The organism is Novosphingobium sp. AP12 (assembly GCF_000281975.1).
In the GTDB taxonomy this organism is placed as follows: Bacteria; Pseudomonadota; Alphaproteobacteria; order Sphingomonadales; family Sphingomonadaceae; genus Novosphingobium.
In genome coordinates, this window is the sequence record NZ_AKKE01000021.1 from 13,619 (window position 1) to 36,125 (window position 22,507).

Here is a 22,507-nt window from a genome sequence, read left to right on the forward strand (position 1 = left end):
CGCAGCAAGCCCCTGCCCGTTCAATGCATCAAAAAACTGATCGTATTGGTGTTGGCGCTGCACGCCGTTGCAGTCTGGCCGGGGCGGTAGCTCATGTCATACTGCACTCCCTTTCCTATAGCCGTCGCAGCGTCACCGAAGATCAGCGGCGGATAGGCCGCGAGCGGCCGCACGTTGGTTGTCGAACCATTGGCGTTGATGTCGTACTCCAGCCGCACCCAGCCCTCGAAGCCCATCATCGCTGCCGACATCGGATAGTCGCCGCTACCGACGTTGGTCTTGCGGATAGAAGGCGGCAGGCTGAGCAAGGCACACTGCTCGTCGCTGAGGCCGCTCTTGGCGTAATAGGCCTGCGCCGCCGCGACATTGCCCGCGGCGGCGGATCGGTTCGCCAGCGCGAGCCAGCCCAGCTGACGAAGCGGGTGGGTCTCGGACAGCCGATTGTCCTGCGCCACCTGCGAGACCCAGGCATCGGATTGCGGATCACGGCGGGTGGTCCGGGTGCCGGCTGCTTCCAGCAACAGTGTGTCCGCCGAAAGCGCGTCAGCTGCTATCGCAGGCTCCGCGGCCAGCGCCACCAGCGCCCTGCTGCGGGCCTGCTCCTTGCGCAGGCCTGTTTTTTCGGTGTGCATTACCCGCTGCATGCGCAGCCAGTTGATCACCTCGGGCGGTGCGGACGCCTTGCCGGTCAGTGCAAGCGCCTCATCGGCGATTAGGCTCGGCGCATAACTGTCGGCGACCAGCATCGTACCAAGCGCCGCGACCCGCATTGCCGGCGATGTTGCCCCGCTTTTGTCCTCCCCTATCCCGCGCAGTGTACCAAGAACTGCCGCTCGGCCAGGACCCTGCACTTGGGCGGGCAGCAGCCCGGCGGCCCATTGTCCGAACCGACTGTTGACCGGCGCCCAGAGCCCGGGCCCCTTTCCGAGGCGGTTGCTGCAACGCAGCTCAACCCGCGCGGCCAGGCGATAGAACTCCGGGATCGCCTTGGCAGCGTCGGGCCGCCAGTACCAGTCTCCTACCGCCTGCTCGAATGCGGCCGCCACTTGGGGGCCACCACGCGAATAGACCGTCCGCGCGTACATTATGGAACCGTCCGCATTGATGCCAAACTCGACGACCGCGACGTCATCAGACCTGAGCCCCGTCTCCGAGCCGCACAGCGGCAGGTCCATAGCCTCCGCTTGAGCAAACGTAGTATCACTGATACGCCCTGCCCCAGTGTAGGCCAGATAGAGGCGCGCATCGTCACGCTTTTTCATCAGCATGGCCGCCATCGCCAGATCGCCCCGCAGCGACACCTCATCGAGCGAGGTACGGGTTGTCAGGCCCCCGCTTAAGGCGAGCGCCTGCTTCAGTTCCTTGTAGGCCTCGTCGGTGCGCCCCTGGTTTAGCAGGGTGCGCGCGCGAAGAGTGCGAAAACTAGCGATGACAGCGTTGGGAATGTCGGGCAACGTGGTCAGCAGGGTCAACGCCTCGGCGGTCGGGGAAAGCGCGGCCTCGTCGCCGTCGAATGCCAGCGCGCGTGAGAGGCTGCCGAGCAGGCGCAGCCGGGCCGCGCCGGATCTGCCTTCGAGCGCAAGCCTGTAGTACTGCGCGGCGCCGGCCCGGTCAGACCGTTCCTGCCGCGCATCGCCGAGCGCCCGGCGGGCCTCAGAAACGTCGGTGCCAAAAGTCGGCCCAGCTTCGACAAGCGCAGGAAGGCCAAGGGCAATGGCACGTTCGCCTTCCTCGGAACGGCCAAGAGCAACGAGGCAGGTGCCCTTGCGCACCGCGATCGTCAACGCCGGAAAGGAACCAGGCTTGACGTGGGGGTCTTTTTCCAGCGCTTCCAGCGCAGCAACTGCCTCAGCGCACTTGCCGGCACTGGCGAGTTCACTGCCTGCATTGAACCTTTCCTGAAGTGTCGCCGGTTTGGGTGCCGTGGCTGGTGGCTCGGCTGCTGCCGTTGCAGTCGCTGCTGCCGCAAGGAAGACCAGAAGACTCATTGCATGTACCCCGCTTGCATAATCGTCTCTCCCCCAAGTACTATTCAGCCATGTCCAGACTGTCTATGGCCGCAGCCTTCCTGTCATGCGGGGTCGCGCTTTGCCCTGAAGGCTCTCAAGCGCAGGACCGGTTGACGCTCATCCTTTTCGGCGCAAATTGGTGCGCGCCCTGTGTCGCCGAGGTTCGCGCTATCTCCGGGATCGCCGCCGCCGCATCGGGCAATCCGGTCGTACTTGCCTGGACGGACGATGGAATTTCAAGGTTGCGCATTGTGCTTCCAGCCAATGTACAGGTGGCTTCGAAGATTCGCACAGAGCAATTATGGAAGGTTCATAGCCGAAGCGCTGCGGGCCTGCCCTACTCGGTGATGCTGGACGGCGCGGGACAGCGCTGTGCTTCGTGGTCCCGCCCGCTTAGTCCCGAAGCCGTCCCGGCGATGCGCCGCGCCTGCCGTAGCAAGTGAAGGGATCGCATCCCGTTGCGTTGTGTAGGGTCCAGGGCGCGGCCACGTCGATCTCCGGTCAAGCCGCGTTGATCAGCTTGCCATATCAGGCAGCGTGATGACGGTGTTATTGCTCAATCCCGCGACGATCTCAAGTGTCATGACGCGGCGGCCGCTCTTGCCGGCGCGTGCCAAGGCATTGCGCATGAAGTGGATACGCCACCGCTGCCAGGTAGCACTCAAGACCTTGGCGACAGACGCCTTGATGCCCTCATGGGCATTCGAGGTTACCAGCTTCACGCCGCTTAGGCAGTCCGGATTTTTTTTGATACCCTATCCCGCATTTAAGCGGCCTCGTAGTCGCAGCTGGCATCAACGGAGATACGACGTGAATTTGCTTTGCGTAATCGCGCATAAATGGGGAACCTGGGGCTGGTGGTTTCCCAAGAACCGGAGGGAGGCGCGACATTGCCTCCGCTGCAAGGTCGTCCAGGTGAGAGCCATCGCTAAGGCGCCAGCCGCTCAAAATCAGGCTTACTGCGAGGGGCAAGCATCCGAAGCCTCAACTGACAATCCGGCACCTAATCACGGCCCTTGGACATCTCGATCAGCATGTGCACCCCGGCGAAAGGTGTCAGCGTCGGAACATCGTTAACAGCCCTTGAACGCGCGGCGATATTCATCAGACGTTTGAGCTCCGCGGCGAGGAGTGTGACGGCGCGGCCTATTAAAACATCATATTAACATAAACTTGGGTTGGACAGCGGTTCGGCCCACCCTGCCCCCGTGGTCGCCACCTCTTCACCTCACATCTGTGGAGCGACCAGTCTGCGTTTTACCAGCGGAGAGGCGCGGAAGCCAATAACTCTCCGAGCAGTCACCAGATGCAGATTTCCGGACTTCGGGTTGCGCCCCATGCGCTCATTCTTGTCGCGTAAAATGAAAGTTCCGAACCCGGAAAGCTTTACTTGCTCTCCTCGCTCGAGCGCTTCGCACATGCACTCGATAATGCCGTTTACCACGGCATCCGCTTTCCGCTTGGACAGACCTGCTTTTTCCTGAAGCGCAACGGTTAGTCCGGCCCTCGTCAACGTCTGCATCTATTGGTCCCCACCGTCAGATTCGGTAGCGTGATAGCCGGAGGTAGCGGACCAGGACAACGTAAGTTTTGAGCGTCTCAGATCACCTAGGCGCGTGGCGGGCGCGGCGACCAACACCATTGTCGTCGTGCCCGCTTATCGCCGATTAGGGGTTGGATCATAATGGCAGAGATAACCCACTCCAGGATGAGTCGACATGCCGAGAGTAAATCAAAGGCGCCCTCACGACAAACCGCAGATCTCTAACCGCATGTCTCGGCCGTCGCGCATCGTGAATCGCACTTCGCGGTCACGGCGCCAGTGAACTTGATCGTCGAGCCACGGCGCTGCCTGGTGCTCTTCTGCTGCATTTCTCCCCTCAGAGTCACTTTCTCGGCATTCTGCTCGTGCCCGGGTGGGGATACGGGTCAAACGTCCTCAGGGATGGGCCGGTCGAGGTAGGTGGTATGGCCGCGGCTACGCGCCTCCCAGGCGTTCGTGCGCTCGCGGGCGTAAGCTTTCTGCACCCGAACCTTGCTGATGCCGTACCGCTCAGCGAGATCGCCGAAAGTCGCACCATCGACGACAGCGACATAGATAGCCGTGTTCCGCTCGTGCTCGGGACTTGAATTGGCCATCACCGACTTACTCCGATCTATAAGCGGCGATAGGGCGCCGCGCCCACTTGCCGGAGTTCTCGAGCTTCACCTTCTGCCAAGCGCGTGCACGATTTTTGTCGATAGGGTGCATTAGAATGCTTGAGCATCAGTCCCTCACCCGCCTCGGCCCCGACCCGTTGCACCATGTCTTGCAAGTCTGATTCTGAGAAGGCTCATTTGTCCTTCACGACCTGCACGGTGTCGAGATCGACCCTGCCGTAACCGCGCGGCCTCCAATCCCACGACAGGCCCTTCCCCGACACCGCCATTTTGAGGTACGCTGTCGCCACGCAGGTTCACATTCAGCGCAAACTGCTCGATTTCGAGCAAGGGTCTCGTGAGATGATGGAGTTCGATCCTTCGGCTTTTCCGAGCGACGATGTGAGGATCAACCTGATACCGAACCATGCGGGCGTCTGGCTGACGGTCATCCAGGAAACGCCGCAGGACCTGGACGACGTCATGATCCTGTCTGGCTTCCACCGCGGCAGCCTAAGGCCTTCTCGAGAGGCCGCGAGACATGAACTGACAGCCCTCCGGCTAAAGAAAAGGCCGCTGCGAGGGTGCGCAGCGGCTCAGGATGCGTCGGGGAAACGCATGGGGCGTCTTCGCGCCTACGGGTTGCGCGCCACAGCGTTGGAGGGCTCTATGCCTAGGCTTGTGGCGAGCTGCGGAAAGTCTTCGACCCTAATTTCCGAGAGGGTCACGATCTCGTCGGTTGTCTTGATCTGGGCCCGGAACCGCTCAAGCACGCTTGGCATAATGTCGCGCAGCCGGATCAGATCGTCGCGGGTACCGGTCCGCGAAGCCGCCAGGCCATGAAGGCGCTCGGCATGGTCGGCCAGTTCATGATCCATCATCAGCTAGCCTTCCAATCCAGCTCGGCATCGTCCAGCGCTTCATGCATGTCGGGGTCGGCGCCTTGCTCGCTCAGGCGCTTGCGTACTGCCTCTGGACTGCCATCCTTCGGGAAGGCCCGGTCGATCTTCGCCGCCTTCGCCAGCTCGCCGATAAAGCCGCCGCGGTCGATCTGCTGCAATACCCAGCGGCCGAAGGGCACGGGCTCGGCTGGTGAATCTTCGAAGTTCACGCGCAGCTCGTTTATGCTCAATCTTGAGAACGGTGGCATGCGAGAATCACTCCATTGCGATGTTGAAACCAACCTATCTGTTCCACTTTCGTTCTGCAACCGATATGGAGTGGTAATGGCGCTTCCCGCACCCTCTTCCCAACCAAATGATCCGACACACGATTGAGATGCTGCCCGCGAGGCCGCGAAGGATAAGCCGATCATCCCCACCCCGGCTGTGCGGGTGGTTCTATCCTGGCTCACCCTTAGCAAGATCGCTGAGGGCTTCCGGGTCGAGCGGTATTGGGAAGCGCTAACGAAGACGCCGCCACATGACATGGTCGATGACGTCCGGAGCCGGGAAATGCAGATCCTCATCGATCGGTGGGCAAAGTCGCGGCGGATGGATGACGACGCTCCCAACCGAAGCCGCATCTGCACCGCGAATGACGAGGAGGGTCTCGTCGAGGAGATGGCGGACGCCATGTGGCTGACCCAATCATCGTCGAACAAGGACGATGATTAGCGGCCATGGAATAAGGCTGGGCCCTAATGCCCCAGGGCCGTGCGCTACTTCGGGCGGGCATCTCTCGGCGTGCTGCGGCGGGCTTTCGCTGGCTGATCATTGCACCGGTTGCGCAACCTCGGCCTTATTATGCTGTCGCCGGCCGTCTCACCGAGCTTGTGGTCAATCATGCGGTTGAAGCACTCGCTCAGCCCGGCTAGGTCCTGTGGCCAGTTACCGAACGAGGCGCCATCCAGCGCGACGATCACCTCGTCTTCGGAAGCGGAGCGGAAGGTTCCGGTTTCGGCCATTCTCGGAGGCTACGAGGATCCGCTGTTCCGCAAACCTCTGCTCCGAAGGAGGTAGGGCGTAGCCCCCGGTTGCGAATCAGCTGCGCCACAGATTACGTTCCGCTCACGACCCGAAGGGACCATTCGTGGTACCTGTAATTGCCCAGGATCTGCACCAGCAGACCCGGGCCCTTGTCTTCTTGCCGCTGAGGTCAGCTTTGACCCTCGATCAGCTTTGCCATGTACATGCAAAGCGAGCTTGGAATGGCAAGCAAAGTAGCGGCCAGCAAGAAGGGCATAGCCAGAAAAAAGCGGAATGGCGGGGGCACATCATCCTCCTCTCAATAGGATGTAATCGCGGTATCTCTCCGCGACTACTCTACCAAGGGCCGAGCCAACTCCCACGCCACCAGGTAATCGCCGGCATCCTCGTCGCGGACATAAAGATGGGCGAGCGTCCATCCGTCTTTATCAGTGCCCACTCGTTCGATGCTGACGCGCCCCGAGCCGAGGAAAGCTTTGAGATGGTCTCTGCTCGCATTCCCAGCTGTGTAATCGCACCAGGCCGGGTTTTTAGAGCTCGCCAGTCGCGATCGCTCGATTAGCGCACACCTCAGCGAGCCATTGACCTCGGGCGCGTCTATCCCAGCGAGGCGAACGCGCTCGCCATCGCAGAGGCGAATGGTGTCACCGTCGTGGACGGACGCGATGCATAGCCCGGCGGCCGCGGCGAGAAGGAAAGACATATCGAGCTACCTTCAGACGCCGTAGCGCTTGTTGCCGCCGCTGGTGATACAGTATCGGCCCCCGCGCGGACCGATGCAAACGTTCCCTCCGCTGCACGGGCAGGTGCCGCCATATGATCCGCCGGCCCCGCTGCGGCGACGCGACGAAGATCGATTGCTGCGCGACGACATGCTCGACTTCCGAGCAGCGGAATATTTCTTGGTCGACGAAAGGTAGCTGGGCGACCCGTAGGACTGACGGGTCGAGTTGGCATAGTTGCTTGGACGCGATGGTACGTGGCCAGCGCTATCGGCAATCAGGTAGCGCGCCACTACCCAGCAGTTTGGCGAAACCAAGTGAGACCAGCCACCACCGGCCTCGCTCACTTCAACGTGCCGGCCGCGCGCGAGTTTGGCCGCCACCGGCGCGCTGGCGTCGGGCCGGGACCGGCAGTTCAAGGAATTAGCCGAAACCTGCGCAGCATGAGCCCCACCGCTGAAAACGAGTAGTACAGAAAATAGAAATATGCCGAATAACGCCCGCATACGTCCCTCCGAGTCGCGAGAAAGCTATGCGGGCTGTTCTTAAGATTTGTCTATGCCGCCGGGATTAAAGATCTTTAATCGTTGCGTCAGCATTTACGGCGAGGAGTGCAGCGCGGATGGATCGATGGCGCACTTCACCCACGCGTTCGATCTGCGTTTAATCCGGATCGCCTTCAGCCCAGTTTGCTATCGTCCTCGAACCCCTGATCGGCCTGAGCCTTCATAAAGCCGCTCCATTCATCCTTGTTCGCATACCAACCTTCCAGGGAGCGAACTCGGCCAGCCGGCTCCAAAATCGCTTGATGATCTTCGAGCAAATCGAAATCGGGGTCTGTCGTAACTGGTAACAGCTCGCCAAACGGCGCTGTTGCCCACGCTATGATGGGCTCAGCTTCTATGAACGGCTTATCGGCTTCAGGGGCGTCAGCTTCATAATAGAACGACAGCACCTCGTAGCCACGGTGAGCCGGAACAATGACCCGATCGGAAAACAGGATTCCCTTCGCAATTACCGGATTAATGGCGACGTTGAACGCCTCGCCGTCGCCACTGCGCAAAAACACGCGATCATGGGTCGCCGACACTCCCTCTATGAGCCGTATCGGGTATGAATTGCCTTCAAGGTCCGTGAAAAAGTCCATAGTCTGCTCCTACCGGCGCCTTGCGCCGGATCTAACGTCAGCCCAGAATGAACCAATAAGTACGGCACTAACCGGATACATGGCGCGCGGATAGGGGCTATGTGACTCAGATCTCCGGCAGACCCTTGTGCTCGACGTCGTCGAAGAGCGGACCATTCTCTTTGTTTCCAAGGGGTAAGACAAACGGGTCATGACCGCTGCAAAGCTCAATCGGGGGAGCGTAGCTGTTCCCATATTCCTGCCACCGCCCTTCAATCAGGACGGCGGGAATGACCGTTCCTACCACCGCGGTTCTCCGTCCCGCCGCATCGGCCAAGCTCCGCCGCTTCCTCGTAAGCATGGCCTTCCGCCCAAGCGCGTCAGTGACCTTTCGGCAGCGACGCTCGAACAGCGACGCGTCAGCTGCCCGTTTGCCACAACTTCAGATAGCTTACGAAATTCAGGGTAACGAGCGTCGGCTGGGATCAGCTACGAACAGATAAAAAGGTGTGGATGAAAACCATCAGACTTATCGCATAGGCTCGTATTCCTATGGGACACCGAGAGAAAAGCAACTTCCGGCTGCGGCCAGAAATGCGCCCAGAGTGGAGCTGCTCGAATGCCTTCGACGCAAAGGCCGAACGCAGACAGGTATTCAAAATGATCATTCGCGATCTTAGACAGAGCTGGAATACTAGCTCAGCAACTGCCTTCCCCTCACCAAATCGTCATCTCGACTTCGTCGGCAGAGGGGCGTCCTTGCTCGCTCATTATCGACTTCGTGATTTGCGAAACGTAGCCGCCGTGGTTCGAATTATATGCGAGCTCTGCCCACGGCGCGCGGATGAAATGCGACCCTCCCAATCCGAAAAAGCCGCCATCAGAGATGATGACATGCGCAACCCGGCCGGTTCGTTTGTTCACCATGAAATTGTGAACATGACCTATCTTTTCGCCGTTCGGACCATACACTGCAGTGCCTTCAACCCGATCAGATGCGATCAGCTCGGCATCACCGACGGTCTCAATAGGGGCGTCAACCCCGGTCATATCAATTTCGCGCTCAGGCACTGCTTTTCTCCTTGGCATCCATAACGCTTGGTTCGCGCGTGAGTTCACGGCGACATCGCTAAGGGTGAACGGAGGCATTCTGCCAAGTGCATCTCAGCCAAGACTTGGCCATCCTGCGCGTTACCCGATAAGAGCCGCCTCCGCATCCATTAGCGTGCCCCCCAAGCCACCCTAACTCAGCGGATTATCAACGATCCCTAATGAAAAACACAACATCCTCATCGCTAGGGGTGACAACGTCCGGCATTTGCCCACGGCTTGATGGGCAAGACTACCAACATCAGCCGTCTCGCCCGCTAAGGTGTGATTTTCAACGATCACTACGGCTACGGCCGCCCAGTTGCACCGCCGGACGCGCCGCGTTCATCATGCCAGCCGCCAGTCCGAACCCGAATTATCACGATCGGCATCTCAGGTTCTCCCCAAGACAATTAGAAAAAAATCCGACTCAGGCCTAAGTGCTGAAAGTGCCGGGCTGGAAGTCCGGCCAATTCGAAAAGCACGACCGCGGCGACCGCGACGACTGCTGCCCACCGGTCAAGGCTTCGAGGGATGGCTCGGCAAGCCTAACTGCTCCTGCACAGAAACACGCGCCCTTAGCCGCCGCGGCGGCGTCCCTCATGGCGATGATGCCGTCAACCTTAAACCGAATTTGCAAGACATTCCCGAAAGTGGTTTTGGCTGTCCCGCCCGCTGGATTGTCTACATCGAGCTCAATCTGCACGGTGGGCCGTGTTCCTGCCCCTTTGAAGTGACTGCAGGAAACCAAGCATCGCCGCGTGATCCCTTTCCACAACAGGCGCATGGAACTCAGGCAATCTTAGGATGACGGCGGTGAGGCCAGCAACTGCCTGCAGGTCGGACATGTGACGCTTTCCCTCGCGTGGGAAGCTCGAAACTCGCCAGAACGCTTTTTGGCAGCTCCGCACAGAGAGGGAAACAGCCCGCCCTGGGTGATCATGTGGACTGTTGACTGGCTCGTGCCATCTTGTGCCGTTGGCCCAAGCTGTTCAGTCGGTTCGCTGCGCGGATCGCTCAACGGAAAACGAACCCGATCCGGGCGCTAGGCCATGAAGGCGCAGAAGCGGATCGCGGCGATGATGGATCGATCGCCTTTGCTGCTGACGCGGCAGCGTTGACGGGGGCTACGATGCGTTCGCCCCCGCATTCAAAAAGTATATTCCTGCACCTCGTCATTATCACCAACCGCCTGAGCATTTGCATGAGCGAGAATCTGAATCGCGCTGGTCCGGTCCGCAAAGACAGCGAGGCTCAACGCGTTGTCGAATTCTAGACCACACCTGTTTCCAATTTTCCAGCGCACTGTAGCGTCGAAGTCAGGTAAAAGCCTGGCGCTAAGCCGCGTACGCTCACCGACATAGAACGATGCCGATGTTTCGATACATATTCCGCGGCATGAAAGATTGACGATTTCAGCGCTAAATTCGCGCTTTCGAAACACAACGCTGGCGGGGTGCCGTAAGCATACTCTTACCGGGCGCTTCCGAGAGACGCTTGGCTCCGCGACAAATTGCGCAACATCGATGGCCTCCTCACAAGTGAAGGTCACGCCAGAGGCATCGGCGTGCAAGAAACTGACACGTAAGGTCTGTCCGATGCCCGCCTCGAGCAACATCTCTCCATCGAGCTTTAGATCATTGAAAAGCCTCAACTTGACCCCGGAAGCACGAACTTTTAAGATAATGCAGAGATATTCGCCTCGGTCACAAATTAGCTTCGCAACGCGCATGAGCGAGGCCTGCCAAGCATCCTGATCAAGATCTGCATCCGGCATATCCATCATTGCCTTTTCTTAGGCGAGAAAAATTGATCGCAAAAGTCCGTGATCGTACCCAAGACCGACGGGCTTAATTTGAGACGCCCGCCGGCCAAGTCGGACTTGTTCTCCAGGGCGGAACAAGCCCGAGGGTACCCACAGAAATGATCATTATGGTGTGGCTCAAAAACTGCCTGACGTTATCCTCTAATTTGAGGCGACGATACCGTCTACTTCATCCTTCTGACCGTAACAGTCATGTTTTGTTATCCGGGAAATTCCCGGTTAGGTGCATCCCATCTACGCGCAAGCTTGAGCGGCGCCACAGACTTGGTACCCCACGTCGTTGTCGCGCCGTAATGCGGGCCACTTAAGCTCATATCATTTACGGCCATAGGATCGGCGCCCCGACACGCAGCCTCCGACCTCTGCTTCGCCTCAGATCGGCCGCCCTTTCTCGCGGGTCTGATTCAGGCGGACCGGACGCTCCCGTGAAATTTCCGGGTTACGTCACCCCGCCGGACAGGCCAGAGCTGGTGCGATGACCGTCCCAGACGCCGCTGCCATTTCCCGAACTAGTGCCGCCTTGCGTGCCATGGCGCTCCGCCGCGAGGACGCGGTGCTGCTCGCCATCTATCCCCTCTGCTTCGCGCTGCTACACTGGGCCGCACGGCCGTGGGCCGGGGCCGGGTTCTTTTCGTTGTGGTATCCTGCCGCTGGACTGCGCTTCGCCCTGCTGTGGAGCCGCGGGGCGCGCATGACCCCGTGGCTCATCCTGACCGAGGTCATCAGCGACGGCTTTGTCGGCCTTATCCCGTCGTCTGGCCCGGCGGCGGTGCAAGCTATCACTGGCGCTATACGTCCGGGCCTCACTTGCGGGCTGGCGATAGCGGCGGTGCGCCGTCTGGCCCGGAGCCGCAGCGACGCGCTGGCGCTGCCGCCGATGATGCTGGGCCTGGCCGCCGTCGCCGCGCCGACTTTCAACGCCGTGATGGTAGTGCCATTCGAGGCATGGCTGCCCTCCGACGCCAGCTACTATCGTAGCGGCGTGGACGTCGCGATCTCGCTAACCGGACTGGCCGTGGGCGATTTGCTCGGCATACTCGTGTTTGCGCCGCTGCTGCTTTGGCTCTGCACCGTGCTCGAAGGCATTCCGGCGCTGCGCCTTTCCGCCTTCAACCCGAGCCCACACCTGCGCCCGCTGGCGGAGGACGCGCTCGTCTTCGCGCTGTGCTTGATGCTAACGATCGCCCTGTGGCGCGCAGGGCTGGGAGCGCAGCCGATCCCGAGCCTGCTGGGCGGCGCGTGGATTGGGCTTCGCCACGGCCGCACCGCCGCGTGGTTCGCGATTTGCGCGCAAGTCTGCGTGTTCCTGCCGTACTCAGCCGGTTCTCTGGCCGACGACAGGCGGCTCGAGCTGCACCTGGGCCTTGCCGCTGTAGTCCTTGTCACCTGGCTGGCGGGCAGCTTCTCCGACGCGCAGAAAACATCGCGCGCTCTCCTCGAGAGGCGCAATCGCCTGCTCTTCCAAGCCGAGCGCCTCAAGACCCTCCGCGCGATGTCGGTGGCAGTAATCCACGAAATCAGCCAGCCTCTTTCCACTCTCGCCATAGAGGCAGCGCACCTCAAGACCGTAACCAGGCATCTCGATGCGGACACCGTCGCCAGCGCTACGCTGGTCGATCGCAAAGCACGCGCTTTGTCCGACCTCGTGCGTCGGCTGCGCCGCTTCGGCGGGCGCGACGTTGACGAGCCCTCGCCCCTGCCCGTCGAAGTGCTGGTACTGACTGCCTGCCAGATCGTCGCTCCCGAAGCGCGCGTCGCCGGTGGAAGTGTAGATTGCGTCCCCGTCGCTGCCGACCTTGTTGTGCAGGTCCAGGAAATCGAGCTGACACAGGCGTTAGTCAACCTCTTGCGCAACGCGCTCGCCGCTAGCCCGGGGCAGGTCGTGCGCGTCGCTGTCATCCCGCACGCCGATGAGGTGGCGATCGAGGTCTCCAACCCGGCACCGGCCGCGCCCGGCACCTTCCCCGGCGGGACGGGCACCGGGATAGGTGCCGGAATGGGGGTGGGCCTCGTCATCGCGCGCACCATCGTCGAGGCGCATGGCGGCACCCTCACGCGACGCGATGAAGCGGGTCTGGTGCGCTTCATCATCTCGCTTCCACTTCTTACTGGAGCTTTCGCATGACCCAGAACGCGCCCGTCGCCGTTCTCGACGACGACGCAGATCTTGCCGGCACCGTCGCCCGCCTGCTTTGCCGCAACGGCATCGCCGCGCACGCCTTCACCGCGCCCCAAAGCATGCTCGCCGCGCTGGCCGATCCCGCTTCCTCTGAGCCCTTCGGTTGCGTGGTCAGCGACATCCAGATGGGCCAGATGGATGGCTTCGCCTTCGCTGACGCACTTCGCGCCAGATACCCGGCGGTGGCGCTGGTGTTCATGACCGCATGGCCCACCACTGCCCATGCCGTCGACGCGGTGCGCCGCCACGGCGGCCTCGACTACCTAGAGAAACCCATCGACGAGACGCGCCTGATCGCCGCCGTCGCGGAGGGCCTGGCCTGGTCGCTTCGCAAACGGCGCATCACTGCCGTCACCGACGCCTTTACCCGCCGCGAGCGCGAAGTTTTCGACCTGCTGGTACGCGGCCACTCCAATAAGGATATCGCCGAGCGACTCGCCATTTCCGCGCGGACCGTGGAGGATCACCGCGCCGCGATCGTCGCTAAGACGCGCACCAACGGCCTGGCTCAGCTTGTCAGCCTTAGCCGGGGCGAGGCGATCTGAATGCGATCGGGTGACCCCGGAAATTTCCCGGATCGACGCGTTGCAATAGTTCGCGCAAACCACACGCGCGACCCGAGGGCCGGACCGTTCATAACGGACGGCTTAGACTGACCGGTGGAGGCAAGCCGCTTCCGCCGGTCCATCGCAATTCATTTATACAGGCCCGATCTTGCTGTGTCTGCGAATGGCGCAAGGTCGCATCGATCCCATTGCTCTCGCCTTCACGTACATCGCTGGGCTGAGAGCGTGGCAGATTGGCTACGGGCCCCATGCGAATGCTCGGCGGCCGCCGAGGCGTCAGCGAGGACGATCTCCTAGAATCCACGGGCTGCCTGCGCCGCCCGAAGGGAGATGGCTAGCTAGGGTTTCCGGCTCCGTCCTCCTTCTACTAAGCAAATTCTAGTTGGAGGCCCCGCTCGATCAACTGACAACTGGCGGTGCCGCAGTTCAGGCCTAGGGGTGGCAACGATATTTTTGACGTAGGCCCAGGTCTCGCTCTCGAGTAGAGGGCCTTTGCAAGTCGGGCCGCGTTTCTCCGCACCTTGCGTGCTCGTCACAAACTTGTCGCACCGCGATTCGAAGAGCGAGGATTGGCGTTTTCGGGTTGGACAGCGACAGCCGGGCCGCGATCTTTTGAGGGCGTTTCAACCAACTCGCACCGAAGGATAGTGGTATGAATTTCCAATGACACTGACCTCGGGACTTTTGTTGGCTTCCGCCGCAGTCCAGTCTGCGCCAGAATGCCAAATTGTCCCGCCCCGCCATACTGATCGAAAATCCGAAATACCGAGCAGGGTCTTGGATACCCTTAGAATTGAAATGACTGAAAAAGGTCGGCTATTTCAATCACCAACAATATGGCAGCAAGGAGGCAACCAAATGCGCGATACGTTGCTGCACACTTTCGGGGATGCACGTTGACAATCAGTACGAGCAGGGCGGCCTTGCAAAACGCCGGATTTTCGGTCTTTTGCGCAGCAAGGCGTTCACTGGAAGCTAGTCCATGCCACTATGGCCGAAGAGTGTGCAAGGCAATAAAGTCCTCCGTCTGAGATGGCCGTTCATACCTGTAAATGATCCTCGGGCCGGCATTGGACCCTATGAGCCGTTGGTCCGCCGCGTGCCCTGTTTGCTCTGCCGGCCCGTGACCCTCGCTAGTGTTCAGAACGCCACGCTCAGGGAAGCGCGGAGTGAATCGTCCGAGCCGGTGCTGCTGCGCTCCGTGCGCGCGGCAATCTTCCAGGTGAAATCATAACCACCGGCAAGAACGCTCACTTCGCCCACCCAAGCGCCCTTCAGGCTATCCCCCGCGATGGTGAAAGCCTCGCCCGCATCGTAACTGTCGCCGCCATTGAAGAATGCCGTTGTACTGCCGAGTTTTCCGGTCAGCACTTCTCGGCGGCCACCCTCCACGGATAGGGTCAATGGGCGCCAGTCGGGAGAGATCGCGCCGAGCGAATAGGAGGCAGTCACCGTCGGAGTTGCCGTTAGCGCCTTGCTGGTGCGGCTGGCGACCGTAAGGGCGACGGCGTCGCTATCGGCGGTTTCGTCGTAGCCGTCCTCCTTCAGCCACATCTGCTCCAGTTCCACCTTCGGCTTGAGGCTGAAGCGGCGTGACATGTCGAACTTGTACGACGCACCGAGCAGGCCCGAGAACAGCCAGCCCTTCCAACTGCCATCGGCATCGTAGGTGTAGTCTGTGTCGCTTACGGTGCCGGTATAGGTACGCGTGGAATCGATCGAGATCCGCGACGCGCCGATGCGCGCCCAAGCCATCAGCGGGCCCTTCGCCGTGCGCCAGAACAGGCCGACGTCATGCTGGCCGATGTCGAGGTCGCCGGTACCGCCGTTATCCTTCACGTTGCCCTTCATCCATGCATAGGACACCCCGAAATAACCGAGATCAGTGCGCCGCTCGGCGCCCGCCGACAGGCCCCAGCCGCTGGCCTTGTAGCCCGCCGTCCCGGTTGCGTCCTTGCTGGCGCGCCAGTAGACCGGCTCCAGCCAGCCGCCGATGTCGGATATCTCGAACATTGAGGTCTCGTCGCTGATGTGCCGTGCCGCGAGGCGGTCGGCCATGCCGGCGGCCTTGAACACGCCGCCGGCATGGTCGGGCAGCAGCGATCCAACCTGCCCGCGCAAGGTGGCCGAATCCTCGACCTGCAGCAGGCTGGCGTTCATGTAGTCGTCGTTCTGCGAGGTCGCGTAAACCGCATCCCACGCCGCGCCTTGCGCCTTGTTCAGCCCCAGCTCGCCCGTCGTCTTGCGGGCCAGGGTCAGGTAGATGTTGCTGTCGTCGCTGCTGACCGAGCCGTTGTAGATGAAAGGTGTATCGACCGACGAGGCCAGCGAACCCTCGATAGTCAGGTTGTCCGAGGTCAGCACCGTGTAGGTGCCCTCGGCCGTCGCGAGGCTGCTCACCGTCGCGCTCACGCTGGCGCCGTCCTCCAGCGCGGCGCTGCCCACCACGAAAGTCGAGCTTTCGGCGCCGTCGACATAGACGCCGATCGTGCCCCCGGAGACGACATGAAGGCTACCGAAGCTGACCGTCGCCGTCTCGTCGGGGATCAGTGTACCGCCGTTGACTGTGACCGCCACATTGGCGGCATCGGTGAGCTGGCCTGAATAGACGGCGCTGTCGTTGACCGTCACCGTCCCCGACTCGCCGGCGAAGTCCATCGTGCCCGAAAAAATGGATCCGCCCGACAGGCTGGCGGCGGCAAGGCCCGTGCCGAAGTGCACGTCGCCGGTGTAGGTGGCGTCGTCGGACAGCGTCAGGCTGTCCTCGCCCGCGCCGAACCAGGTGTCGCCGGCAATGCCGCCGGTCGAGGACGTGATGCTGTCGTTCCCTGAACCCATTAGGATGTCGCCGGTGATCTGGGCGTAGACCGTCGGATCGTCCTCGTCGTTGTCCTCGACGTAATCAGCGCGGGTCTCCGCATCGTCGTCGTTGAGGTACTGGGTCAGGGTGATGCCGGTGGTGTTGGCCGAGAGGTCGAGCGCGGTGCGGCTGTCGGTGCTCGATCCGCTGGCGGTGATGTAACCAGTGTTCACGACCGAACTAAGCGTGCCGGACAAGTCCTGGATGGCGACCGTGGTTCCTTCGCCCGGCGAGGTCAGCGCGGCGCTGATCAACCCGCTGTTGTAGAGGCTGGTGACTATGCTGGCCTGGTTGATCAGCAACGCGGTCGCCGAGGTGTCGTAGGACGTGGCGGACAGCGTGCCCGTCACCCCGATGCCCTCGGCCAGCGTGACGTTGCCGCCCTGGCCGCCGATGACGACGCCGTAGGCATTGGTATTGCTGTAGTACGAATTGGCGGTGACGGTGCCGTCGATGGCAAGCGAGTAAGCGCCTGCGTTGCCGGTCACCGATCCCACGGTGATGTCGCTCATACCGCCCACCTGGATCGCCGGGCCGTTACCGTAAGTGGTGACGATGCCGGTGCCTTCGTCGCTGTCATCGACCCCGTCGCCGTCGATGTCGTCCGAGTCCGACCCGTCGTCGATCGGCGGCGCGGCGATGTAGATGCCGCCCGCGACGTTGCCGGCGACCGAGACCGCCGCGGTGCCGGTACGCAGGGCGGCGCGGGAGAGTACCACCGCGTCGCCGTCGTCGTTGGTGAAGGTATAGCTCTTGGTCACCGAGCCCTGAATGGTAAAATCGCCGGATACGTCACCGGCGACGCTGACCGCGCTGGCACCGTAACCGACCACTGCGACGGAGCCCTTCACCGTCAGGTCGCCGTTCACGCCCTTGGTCGAGATACCGACCGCGTTATCGCCAATCACGCTGATCGAGCCGGTATTGGTGATCGAGCCGGTCCAGTCTCCATCGAGCACGATGCCGCCCGAGTTCTGGCCCTCTACCGTGATCGCGCCTTCGTTGAGGATGGTCCCGGAGGCGTCACCCGCGACGTGGATGCCGGCGCGGTTGCTGGCCGAAGCGATGCCGCTCGTGACGATGCCGTCGCTGTCGTCATCGTCGACGGTATAGTCTTCGAGCACCGTGATCACCGCATCTTCGCCGATATTGACGGTCGAGTCCGTGCCGGCGGCGACGCCGATCGCCGAGGCATTGGAAGCGCCGCCCACTTCGATCGTCCCGTTCATCGTCACGGTCGAGGCGCTGTCGACGGTGATGGCGTTGCCGCTCGCGACCGCGAGGGTCCCGGCGCTCTTGACCGTCACGTTGCCCGCGCTCGACGTGGTGAGCGGGGTCACGGTGTCCGTCGATACGGTCGTGTCGGCAAGGACCGGGGCGGAAACCAAGGCGAGCACCATCGCGCCCAGACTGGAGGTGGTATGCAGCGAAGACATGTTTTTACGTCCCGAAGGGTTGGTAGCTGTGATTTGTCGGTGCGGCGCGGTGCCGCCCGGTCAGTTCAAGCGGCGATGCCGATAAGTGCGCTGCCCGAGTACCCGGTCGAAGTGCTGCCGGTGATCGTGGGCGTCATCTGTGCCAGCTGCGCCGAGGTGTTGTCGCCGAACACGTTGTCGGACGAAAGCGAGATCGCGTTGTAGTTGGCGATGCTGGCCGTGTAGGTCGCGTCGCTGGTGAAAACCGCCGTATTGGTGGCGGCCGGCATCGCGAGCTGCGAGATCAGGCTGGCGGTGCGGCCGGTGCTCGCCGAGGTCAGTCCGCCGGTGAACACCTCAAAGTGGATGTGCGGCCAGCGGCCCGAATAACAGGCAGGGTAGATCGTCGTGAACATGACCTTGCCCTCGGCATCGGTCACCTGAACGCCGCGCAGGTAGCTCTCGGTGGTCACCCCGCTCGAATAGAGCGAGTAGCGGCCCAAGGCGTCGCAATGCCACACGTAGACCGCTGCGCCCGAAATCGCCACGCAGCCGTTGTTCACGTCCACGAGCTGAAGCGTGAGTTCAAGGGCCACGCCCGTCGCCGTGGTGGTCGATCCGATGAAGCTGGAGCGGATGTCCGAGCGCACGATGCCGCTCGTGGTCAGCACGTTCGAGGTCGCGCCGCTGGCGGTGTTCGTGCCGTCAGCCGGGTAGGGACCGTTGGTCTCGGTCGGGTCTGCAATGCAGGTGCTGCTCGAAGTCCCGCCCGACGTCGAAGACGTGGATGACGAAGAGGTGGATGATGAGGAGGTGGGCGAAGATGAGGTCGTGGTAGCCGATCCGCTCGACGACGAGGCGGAGCCGCTGTCGTCCCCACCGCAGGCCGCCAGCGCGGCGGTGGTGCCCGCGCTCGCCAGGAAGGCTAGAGCGCGGCGCCGGCCGAATAGTTCACGGCCTATCGCGCCGAGATCCTCGGCCAGCCCATGGCCATGTGCATGCTCCCGATCGTCCATCTCGTCCTCCGTGTGCCCCGGCCTGCCTGCCGGCCCTGCACCGCGAGAACTGTGCGCCGGCGGTTGCCAACGGATTTCAGGAGGATTGCGTGAAGTTTGCGCGTGTTGCGCTAGGTCTCCGAGGCGTTGGTCACGGCGGGCACAAAGAGATAGCCTTCGTTGCGCACGGTGCGGATGACGTCGCTGCCGCCCTGCCCCTCGGAGAGCTTTCGCCGCAGCCGCGAGAGCTGGACGTCGATGGCGCGGTCGTAATGTTCCGAATCTTCCCCGCGCGACCAGTCAAGCAGCTGGTCGCGGGTAAGCACCCGGCGTGGATGCTCGGCAAAGGCGCGCAGCAGGCGGAACTCCCCATCCGACAGCGAGATCAGCGCATTGTTGGGGTCAAACAACAGGCGCAGGCCCAGATCCATCCGCCAGCCGCCGAAGTGCAGGCAGTCGCCCGAATCGATACCCGAATCGATCGCCGGGACGCGCGGCCCGCCTTCGCCCGCAGCGGGCGTTGCCGCAGCGCGGCGGCGCAGGACGGTGCGGATGCGCGCGAGCAGTTCGCGCGGGTTGCACGGCTTGGCCAAGTAATCGTCGGCGCCCATCTCAAGCCCGACGATGCGGTCCACGTCGCTGCCCACTGCTGAGAGCATGATGACCGGGGGCGCGTCGGCGCCCATCTGGCGCAAGGCGGTCAGCCCATCCTCGCGCGGCATCATCACGTCGAGCACGATCAGGTCAAAGCTTTCGTTCACCAGCATCGCGCGCATCTCCAGCGGGTCGGCGGCGGTGGCCGTCTCGTAGCCGTGCTTGGCGAGAAACTCTCCGATCAGCGAGCGGATGCCCTCGTCGTCGTCGACGATGAGAATGCGGGTCGAAAGGTCCATTGCATGCGGTTCTAGGATCATTCCGCCCTCATGGATAGGCCGTGTTCCGTGCGGATTTCAGCCGGCGTTACAGCTTGCGACAGCCCTGAAATGTCCGTGCAAAGCGGTGAAATCCAGCCGCAACCTCGGTGCCCCAAACAGTGAGCCATGGACAGTCGAGCCAGCCACGACACGTATCGGGCAGCCCGCTCCATGAGATTGACAGCGCCCCCCGCGCCCATTCTCACGGAGCATGGCCCAGTCGTGCCAAAGGCCACCGTCCAGGGCGCCGCCGCCATGGCGTCCGACGGTGCCGGGGCCGTCGTCCGAGCAGGTTCTGTAGTCGCACCCGTCCTGCTCGGCGACGGTCCCGGAACTGTCCACTATCCGGACAGTGGCGGAATCGAGAGTCCACAAACTGACACAGGTGTGCGTTACCTGCCGCGCTGTCAGGCGCAAGCCAAACGAGTTTCCATCCGGACCCGCGCCCTTCCGGGCGGCGCCTCCGGACCGGCCCGAGGTGACCGTTCCTTCCACCGACCTTCGTGGACGGAGGAGGGAACGCGGAGCGGGGACAGGAGGGACGTGTCCCTCTCTCCTGTCCCCGCTTCGCATATTGCGCGCCCGAAGCGGGACGCCTGCGACAATGCTCCATCTCGAATTAGCCGCCTTTGCGTGGCACAGGCATGTCCATGAACCTCCCCAGCCTTCCGCGCCGGCTCGGCATGCCGCTGGCGATGCAAATGGTCGCCATTCTCGTGTGCGTGCTCGTCGCAGCGCAGGTGGTGACGCTCGCGCTCACCGTGCTGCTGCCGCCGCGACCGGCAGTGCGCTGGAACATGGACGAGGTCGCCGCCGCGCTCACCCGTGGCGGGCCGGCGCCCGACCGGCTCGAGCGCAAGGCGATGAGCGGACCGCCCGACGTTCGCGGACAGGGCTGGCTGGTCTCCGAATCCTCGCGCGACGCACTGGCGCTGCGACTTGGCCGCAAATCGCAAGACGTCGTCCTCGCCTTCTACACGCAGCTTCCTGTGGGCGGCGTCGCGGTTCCCAGCGAGGCGCGCTCGCCGCTGGCGGTGGTGACCAGTCGCGGGATCGGCTCGCTCCTCGTCGAAGAGGCGCAGGCGCAGGCGATCCCCGGTGGCCCGCCGGCTGGCGGCTCGCCCGGCCCCGGCGGCATGCCGGGTGGAGGCTTCCCCGGCGGACGGATGCCGGGCGGCGGCGGCATGCCCGGTGGTGGTGGCTTCCCCGGCGGTTCTGCGCCGCGAGGTCCAGGCCAGCCGGGCTCTTCGATGCCCCGGCCCGACAAGCCGCAAGGCGCCATCGGCAGCCAGCCGGGTGGCGGACCGCGCGGTCCGGCCACTCCGTCGCAAGGTCGGCCGGGGGCCAGCGGGCCGCAGCCCGGGGCAGGTGCCGCCCGCAGACCTGACCATCCCGGCGGGGTCGGCGACGCGAATCCGGGCGCGGCCGGCCGGGACACGGCAGGCCCAATCGGCATGGCTCGGCCCGGCATGAACGCCATGCCCTCGGTGCCGATCATCACGGCGCCGATCCCGATAGCGCCGCCGCCCATGGCCGACCCAGCGCTGCCTCCGGTGGCCGCCGCTCGCCCGACCGCCGCCGCGCCTGCCGCGCCTCAGCCGGTAGCCAATGCACCCGCCCAGGATGTTGACGCGCCCGCCGCCCAAGCACAGCCCGCCGCCCCGGCGACCGCGCCGGCCGCCGCGCCCGAGTTGACCTCCACCCCGCAACCGATCCCGTTCCGCCGGGTCCGCAGCTCGCTGTTCGCCTCAGCATCCCCGCCCTTCATCGAGGGCGACTTCGTGGCGGCGGCGCGCCAGGGCGACGGCACCTGGCTCGCGGTTGCCCCCCGCGCCGAGCCATTTCCGAATGCCTGGCAGAAGCGCGTGATGCTGTGGTTCGCGCTGTCACTGGCGATCGTCAGCCCGCTCGCCTGGCTATTTGTGCGGCGCATCGTCCTGCCCCTGCGCGACTTCGCCCGCGCCGCCGAGCAATTGGGCCGCGATCCCTCCGCGACGATCCTGCCGCTTTCCGGCCCCGCCGAGATCGGCCGCGCCGCCAATGCGTTCAATCAGATGCGCAACCGCTTGCGCGCCTTCGTGGACGACCGCACGGCGATGGTCGGCGCAATCAGCCACGACCTTCGCACCCCCCTCACCCGCCTGCGCTTCCGCATCGAGGACGTCCCCGACGATCAACGTGAGGGCCTGCTCAAGGAAGTGACCGAGATGGAGGAGATGATCAGCCAGGTCATCGCCTTCATCCGCGATGCTTCCACTCCCGGTCCGCGCGAGCGCGTAGACTTCGCCGAACTCATCGCCGGCAGCGTCGCCGATGCACGGCTGGTGGGAGGACGCGTCGAGATCGAGCGCAACGCCAACATTCCGGTCGACGTCGACGCGGTCGGCATCCGCCGCCTGCTCGGCAATCTCCTGGAAAACGCAGTAAAGTACGGCGACAGCGCCAAGGTGCGGGTCTCGCTGTCAGAAGGCGAGGCGGTGGCCGAGATAGTCGACGCCGGCCCCGGCATTCCCGAGGACGAGTTCGATCGTGCCTTCGAACCCTTCTATCGTAGCGAGGCGGCGCGCCGCTCGGGCCGCGCGGGCAGCGGCCTCGGCCTTGCGGTCTGCCGCTCGATCGCCCGCGCGCATGGCGGCGATGTGTCGTTCACCCACGGGCAGGATGGCTTCGTCGCGCGCGTCGCGGTGCCTGCCGCGTTCGATCCCGCGCTGCGGCCGCCGCTGAGCAAAGCTGCCTGAGG

The 22,507-nt window shown here is 63.0% G+C and carries 20 protein-coding genes and 1 pseudogene; 5 read left to right on the forward strand and 16 right to left on the reverse strand.

Going from position 1 to position 22,507, the window contains the following annotated elements:
• Positions 1–20: 20 nt before the first annotated feature.
• Positions 21–1,988, reverse strand: a complete 1,968-nt coding sequence (locus PMI02_RS04570) for an energy transducer TonB (protein WP_007679401.1) — start codon at positions 1,986–1,988, stop codon at positions 21–23.
• A 50-nt stretch (positions 1,989–2,038) separates the two neighbouring features.
• Between PMI02_RS04570 and PMI02_RS27505 the strand changes: the two genes are divergently transcribed.
• The gene (locus PMI02_RS27505; protein ID WP_162130146.1) at positions 2,039–2,452 is read left to right on the forward strand and encodes a hypothetical protein; all 414 of its coding nucleotides are present in this window, start codon (positions 2,039–2,041) and stop codon (positions 2,450–2,452) included.
• A gap of 75 nt (positions 2,453–2,527) precedes the next feature.
• Here PMI02_RS27505 and PMI02_RS26925 read toward each other — a convergent pair.
• The 5 genes and pseudogenes from PMI02_RS26925 to PMI02_RS04590 all read right to left on the reverse strand — a co-directional run.
• Positions 2,528–2,740 (reverse strand): annotated as a pseudogene (locus PMI02_RS26925) (transposase); the annotation flags it as partial.
• A 497-nt stretch (positions 2,741–3,237) separates the two neighbouring features.
• Positions 3,238–3,531, reverse strand: coding sequence for an integration host factor subunit alpha (locus PMI02_RS26200; RefSeq protein ID WP_007679410.1), 294 nt, complete (start codon positions 3,529–3,531; stop codon positions 3,238–3,240).
• A 407-nt stretch (positions 3,532–3,938) separates the two neighbouring features.
• Positions 3,939–4,148: a hypothetical protein gene (locus PMI02_RS04580; RefSeq protein WP_007679412.1), complete on the reverse strand. Its 210-nt coding sequence runs from the start codon at positions 4,146–4,148 to the stop codon at positions 3,939–3,941.
• 635 nt (positions 4,149–4,783) lie between these two features.
• Complete coding sequence (locus PMI02_RS04585) at positions 4,784–5,026, reverse strand: hypothetical protein (RefSeq protein ID WP_157222376.1); 243 nt, start codon at positions 5,024–5,026, stop codon at positions 4,784–4,786.
• A gap of 2 nt (positions 5,027–5,028) precedes the next feature.
• Positions 5,029–5,259, reverse strand: coding sequence for a hypothetical protein (locus tag PMI02_RS04590; protein ID WP_369751203.1), 231 nt, complete (start codon positions 5,257–5,259; stop codon positions 5,029–5,031).
• A 343-nt stretch (positions 5,260–5,602) separates the two neighbouring features.
• Between PMI02_RS04590 and PMI02_RS26930 the strand changes: the two genes are divergently transcribed.
• Positions 5,603–5,764 carry a hypothetical protein gene (locus tag PMI02_RS26930; RefSeq protein ID WP_007679421.1) on the forward strand — a complete coding sequence of 54 codons (162 nt, stop codon included), beginning with the start codon at positions 5,603–5,605 and terminating at the stop codon, positions 5,762–5,764.
• Positions 5,765–5,808: 44 nt separating this feature from the next.
• Here the strand turns inward: PMI02_RS26930 and PMI02_RS04600 are convergent, their stop codons facing one another.
• The 7 genes from PMI02_RS04600 to PMI02_RS04630 all read right to left on the reverse strand — a co-directional run bounded on the left by PMI02_RS04600 (position 5,809) and on the right by PMI02_RS04630 (position 10,796).
• Positions 5,809–6,054 carry a hypothetical protein gene (locus PMI02_RS04600; protein ID WP_036502250.1) on the reverse strand — a complete coding sequence of 82 codons (246 nt, stop codon included), beginning with the start codon at positions 6,052–6,054 and terminating at the stop codon, positions 5,809–5,811.
• Between the two features lie 353 nt (positions 6,055–6,407).
• Positions 6,408–6,779 carry a thermonuclease family protein gene (locus tag PMI02_RS04605; protein ID WP_007679422.1) on the reverse strand — a complete coding sequence of 124 codons (372 nt, stop codon included), beginning with the start codon at positions 6,777–6,779 and terminating at the stop codon, positions 6,408–6,410.
• Between the two features lie 698 nt (positions 6,780–7,477).
• Positions 7,478–7,945 carry a hypothetical protein gene (locus PMI02_RS04610; RefSeq protein ID WP_007679425.1) on the reverse strand — a complete coding sequence of 156 codons (468 nt, stop codon included), beginning with the start codon at positions 7,943–7,945 and terminating at the stop codon, positions 7,478–7,480.
• 106 nt (positions 7,946–8,051) lie between these two features.
• The gene (locus PMI02_RS04615) at positions 8,052–8,261 is read right to left on the reverse strand and encodes a hypothetical protein (RefSeq protein ID WP_157222378.1); all 210 of its coding nucleotides are present in this window, start codon (positions 8,259–8,261) and stop codon (positions 8,052–8,054) included.
• A gap of 380 nt (positions 8,262–8,641) precedes the next feature.
• Positions 8,642–8,995, reverse strand: a complete 354-nt coding sequence (locus PMI02_RS04620) for a PRC-barrel domain-containing protein (protein ID WP_007679438.1) — start codon at positions 8,993–8,995, stop codon at positions 8,642–8,644.
• A 713-nt stretch (positions 8,996–9,708) separates the two neighbouring features.
• Positions 9,709–9,861 (reverse strand): hypothetical protein, encoded by a 153-nt coding sequence (locus PMI02_RS26940; protein WP_157222379.1) that lies wholly within the window; start codon positions 9,859–9,861, stop codon positions 9,709–9,711.
• 302 nt (positions 9,862–10,163) lie between these two features.
• Positions 10,164–10,796 carry a PilZ domain-containing protein gene (locus PMI02_RS04630; protein WP_007679448.1) on the reverse strand — a complete coding sequence of 211 codons (633 nt, stop codon included), beginning with the start codon at positions 10,794–10,796 and terminating at the stop codon, positions 10,164–10,166.
• 517 nt (positions 10,797–11,313) lie between these two features.
• Between PMI02_RS04630 and PMI02_RS04635 the strand changes: the two genes are divergently transcribed.
• Entirely contained in the window at positions 11,314–12,963 is a 1,650-nt protein-coding gene (locus tag PMI02_RS04635) for an ATP-binding protein (protein WP_007679454.1), read from the forward strand.
• Positions 12,960–13,562, forward strand: coding sequence for a response regulator transcription factor (locus PMI02_RS04640; RefSeq protein WP_007679456.1), 603 nt, complete (start codon positions 12,960–12,962; stop codon positions 13,560–13,562). Before PMI02_RS04635 ends, PMI02_RS04640 begins: the two co-directional genes overlap by 4 nt.
• 1,161 nt (positions 13,563–14,723) lie before the next feature.
• On the opposite strand, the gene PMI02_RS04645 is transcribed toward PMI02_RS04640, so the two are convergent.
• From PMI02_RS04645 to PMI02_RS04655, 3 genes are all read right to left on the reverse strand, one after another.
• A complete protein-coding gene (locus PMI02_RS04645) occupies positions 14,724–17,879 on the reverse strand; it encodes an autotransporter domain-containing protein (protein ID WP_007679460.1) in 3,156 nt (1,051 codons plus the stop codon).
• Positions 17,880–17,944: 65 nt separating this feature from the next.
• Positions 17,945–18,874, reverse strand: coding sequence for an intradiol ring-cleavage dioxygenase (locus PMI02_RS27880; protein WP_007679462.1), 930 nt, complete (start codon positions 18,872–18,874; stop codon positions 17,945–17,947).
• 110 nt (positions 18,875–18,984) lie between these two features.
• Positions 18,985–19,767 (reverse strand): response regulator, encoded by a 783-nt coding sequence (locus PMI02_RS04655; RefSeq protein WP_007679464.1) that lies wholly within the window; start codon positions 19,765–19,767, stop codon positions 18,985–18,987.
• A gap of 650 nt (positions 19,768–20,417) precedes the next feature.
• Here PMI02_RS04655 and PMI02_RS04660 point away from each other — a divergent pair.
• Complete coding sequence (locus tag PMI02_RS04660; RefSeq protein ID WP_007679466.1) at positions 20,418–22,505, forward strand: ATP-binding protein; 2,088 nt, start codon at positions 20,418–20,420, stop codon at positions 22,503–22,505.
• The last annotated feature ends 2 nt before the right edge of the window (positions 22,506–22,507 follow it).

Coding starts and splice junctions, on each gene's coding strand:
- PMI02_RS04570 (WP_007679401.1), bottom strand. CDS start 1,988: ATGAGTCTTCTGGTCTTCCTTGCGGCAGCAGCGACTGCAACGGCAGCA.
- PMI02_RS27505 (WP_162130146.1), top strand. CDS start 2,039: ATGTCCAGACTGTCTATGGCCGCAGCCTTCCTGTCATGCGGGGTCGCG.
- PMI02_RS26200 (WP_007679410.1), bottom strand. CDS start 3,531: ATGCAGACGTTGACGAGGGCCGGACTAACCGTTGCGCTTCAGGAAAAA.
- PMI02_RS04580 (WP_007679412.1), bottom strand. CDS start 4,148: ATGGCCAATTCAAGTCCCGAGCACGAGCGGAACACGGCTATCTATGTC.
- PMI02_RS04585 (WP_157222376.1), bottom strand. CDS start 5,026: ATGGATCATGAACTGGCCGACCATGCCGAGCGCCTTCATGGCCTGGCG.
- PMI02_RS26930 (WP_007679421.1), top strand. CDS start 5,603: ATGCAGATCCTCATCGATCGGTGGGCAAAGTCGCGGCGGATGGATGAC.
- PMI02_RS04600 (WP_036502250.1), bottom strand. CDS start 6,054: ATGGCCGAAACCGGAACCTTCCGCTCCGCTTCCGAAGACGAGGTGATC.
- PMI02_RS04605 (WP_007679422.1), bottom strand. CDS start 6,779: ATGTCTTTCCTTCTCGCCGCGGCCGCCGGGCTATGCATCGCGTCCGTC.
- PMI02_RS04610 (WP_007679425.1), bottom strand. CDS start 7,945: ATGGACTTTTTCACGGACCTTGAAGGCAATTCATACCCGATACGGCTC.
- PMI02_RS26940 (WP_157222379.1), bottom strand. CDS start 9,861: ATGTCCGACCTGCAGGCAGTTGCTGGCCTCACCGCCGTCATCCTAAGA.
- PMI02_RS04630 (WP_007679448.1), bottom strand. CDS start 10,796: ATGGATATGCCGGATGCAGATCTTGATCAGGATGCTTGGCAGGCCTCG.
- PMI02_RS04635 (WP_007679454.1), top strand. CDS start 11,314: ATGACCGTCCCAGACGCCGCTGCCATTTCCCGAACTAGTGCCGCCTTG.
- PMI02_RS04640 (WP_007679456.1), top strand. CDS start 12,960: ATGACCCAGAACGCGCCCGTCGCCGTTCTCGACGACGACGCAGATCTT.
- PMI02_RS04645 (WP_007679460.1), bottom strand. CDS start 17,879: ATGTCTTCGCTGCATACCACCTCCAGTCTGGGCGCGATGGTGCTCGCC.
- PMI02_RS27880 (WP_007679462.1), bottom strand. CDS start 18,874: ATGGACGATCGGGAGCATGCACATGGCCATGGGCTGGCCGAGGATCTC.
- PMI02_RS04655 (WP_007679464.1), bottom strand. CDS start 19,767: ATGATCCTAGAACCGCATGCAATGGACCTTTCGACCCGCATTCTCATC.
- PMI02_RS04660 (WP_007679466.1), top strand. CDS start 20,418: ATGAACCTCCCCAGCCTTCCGCGCCGGCTCGGCATGCCGCTGGCGATG.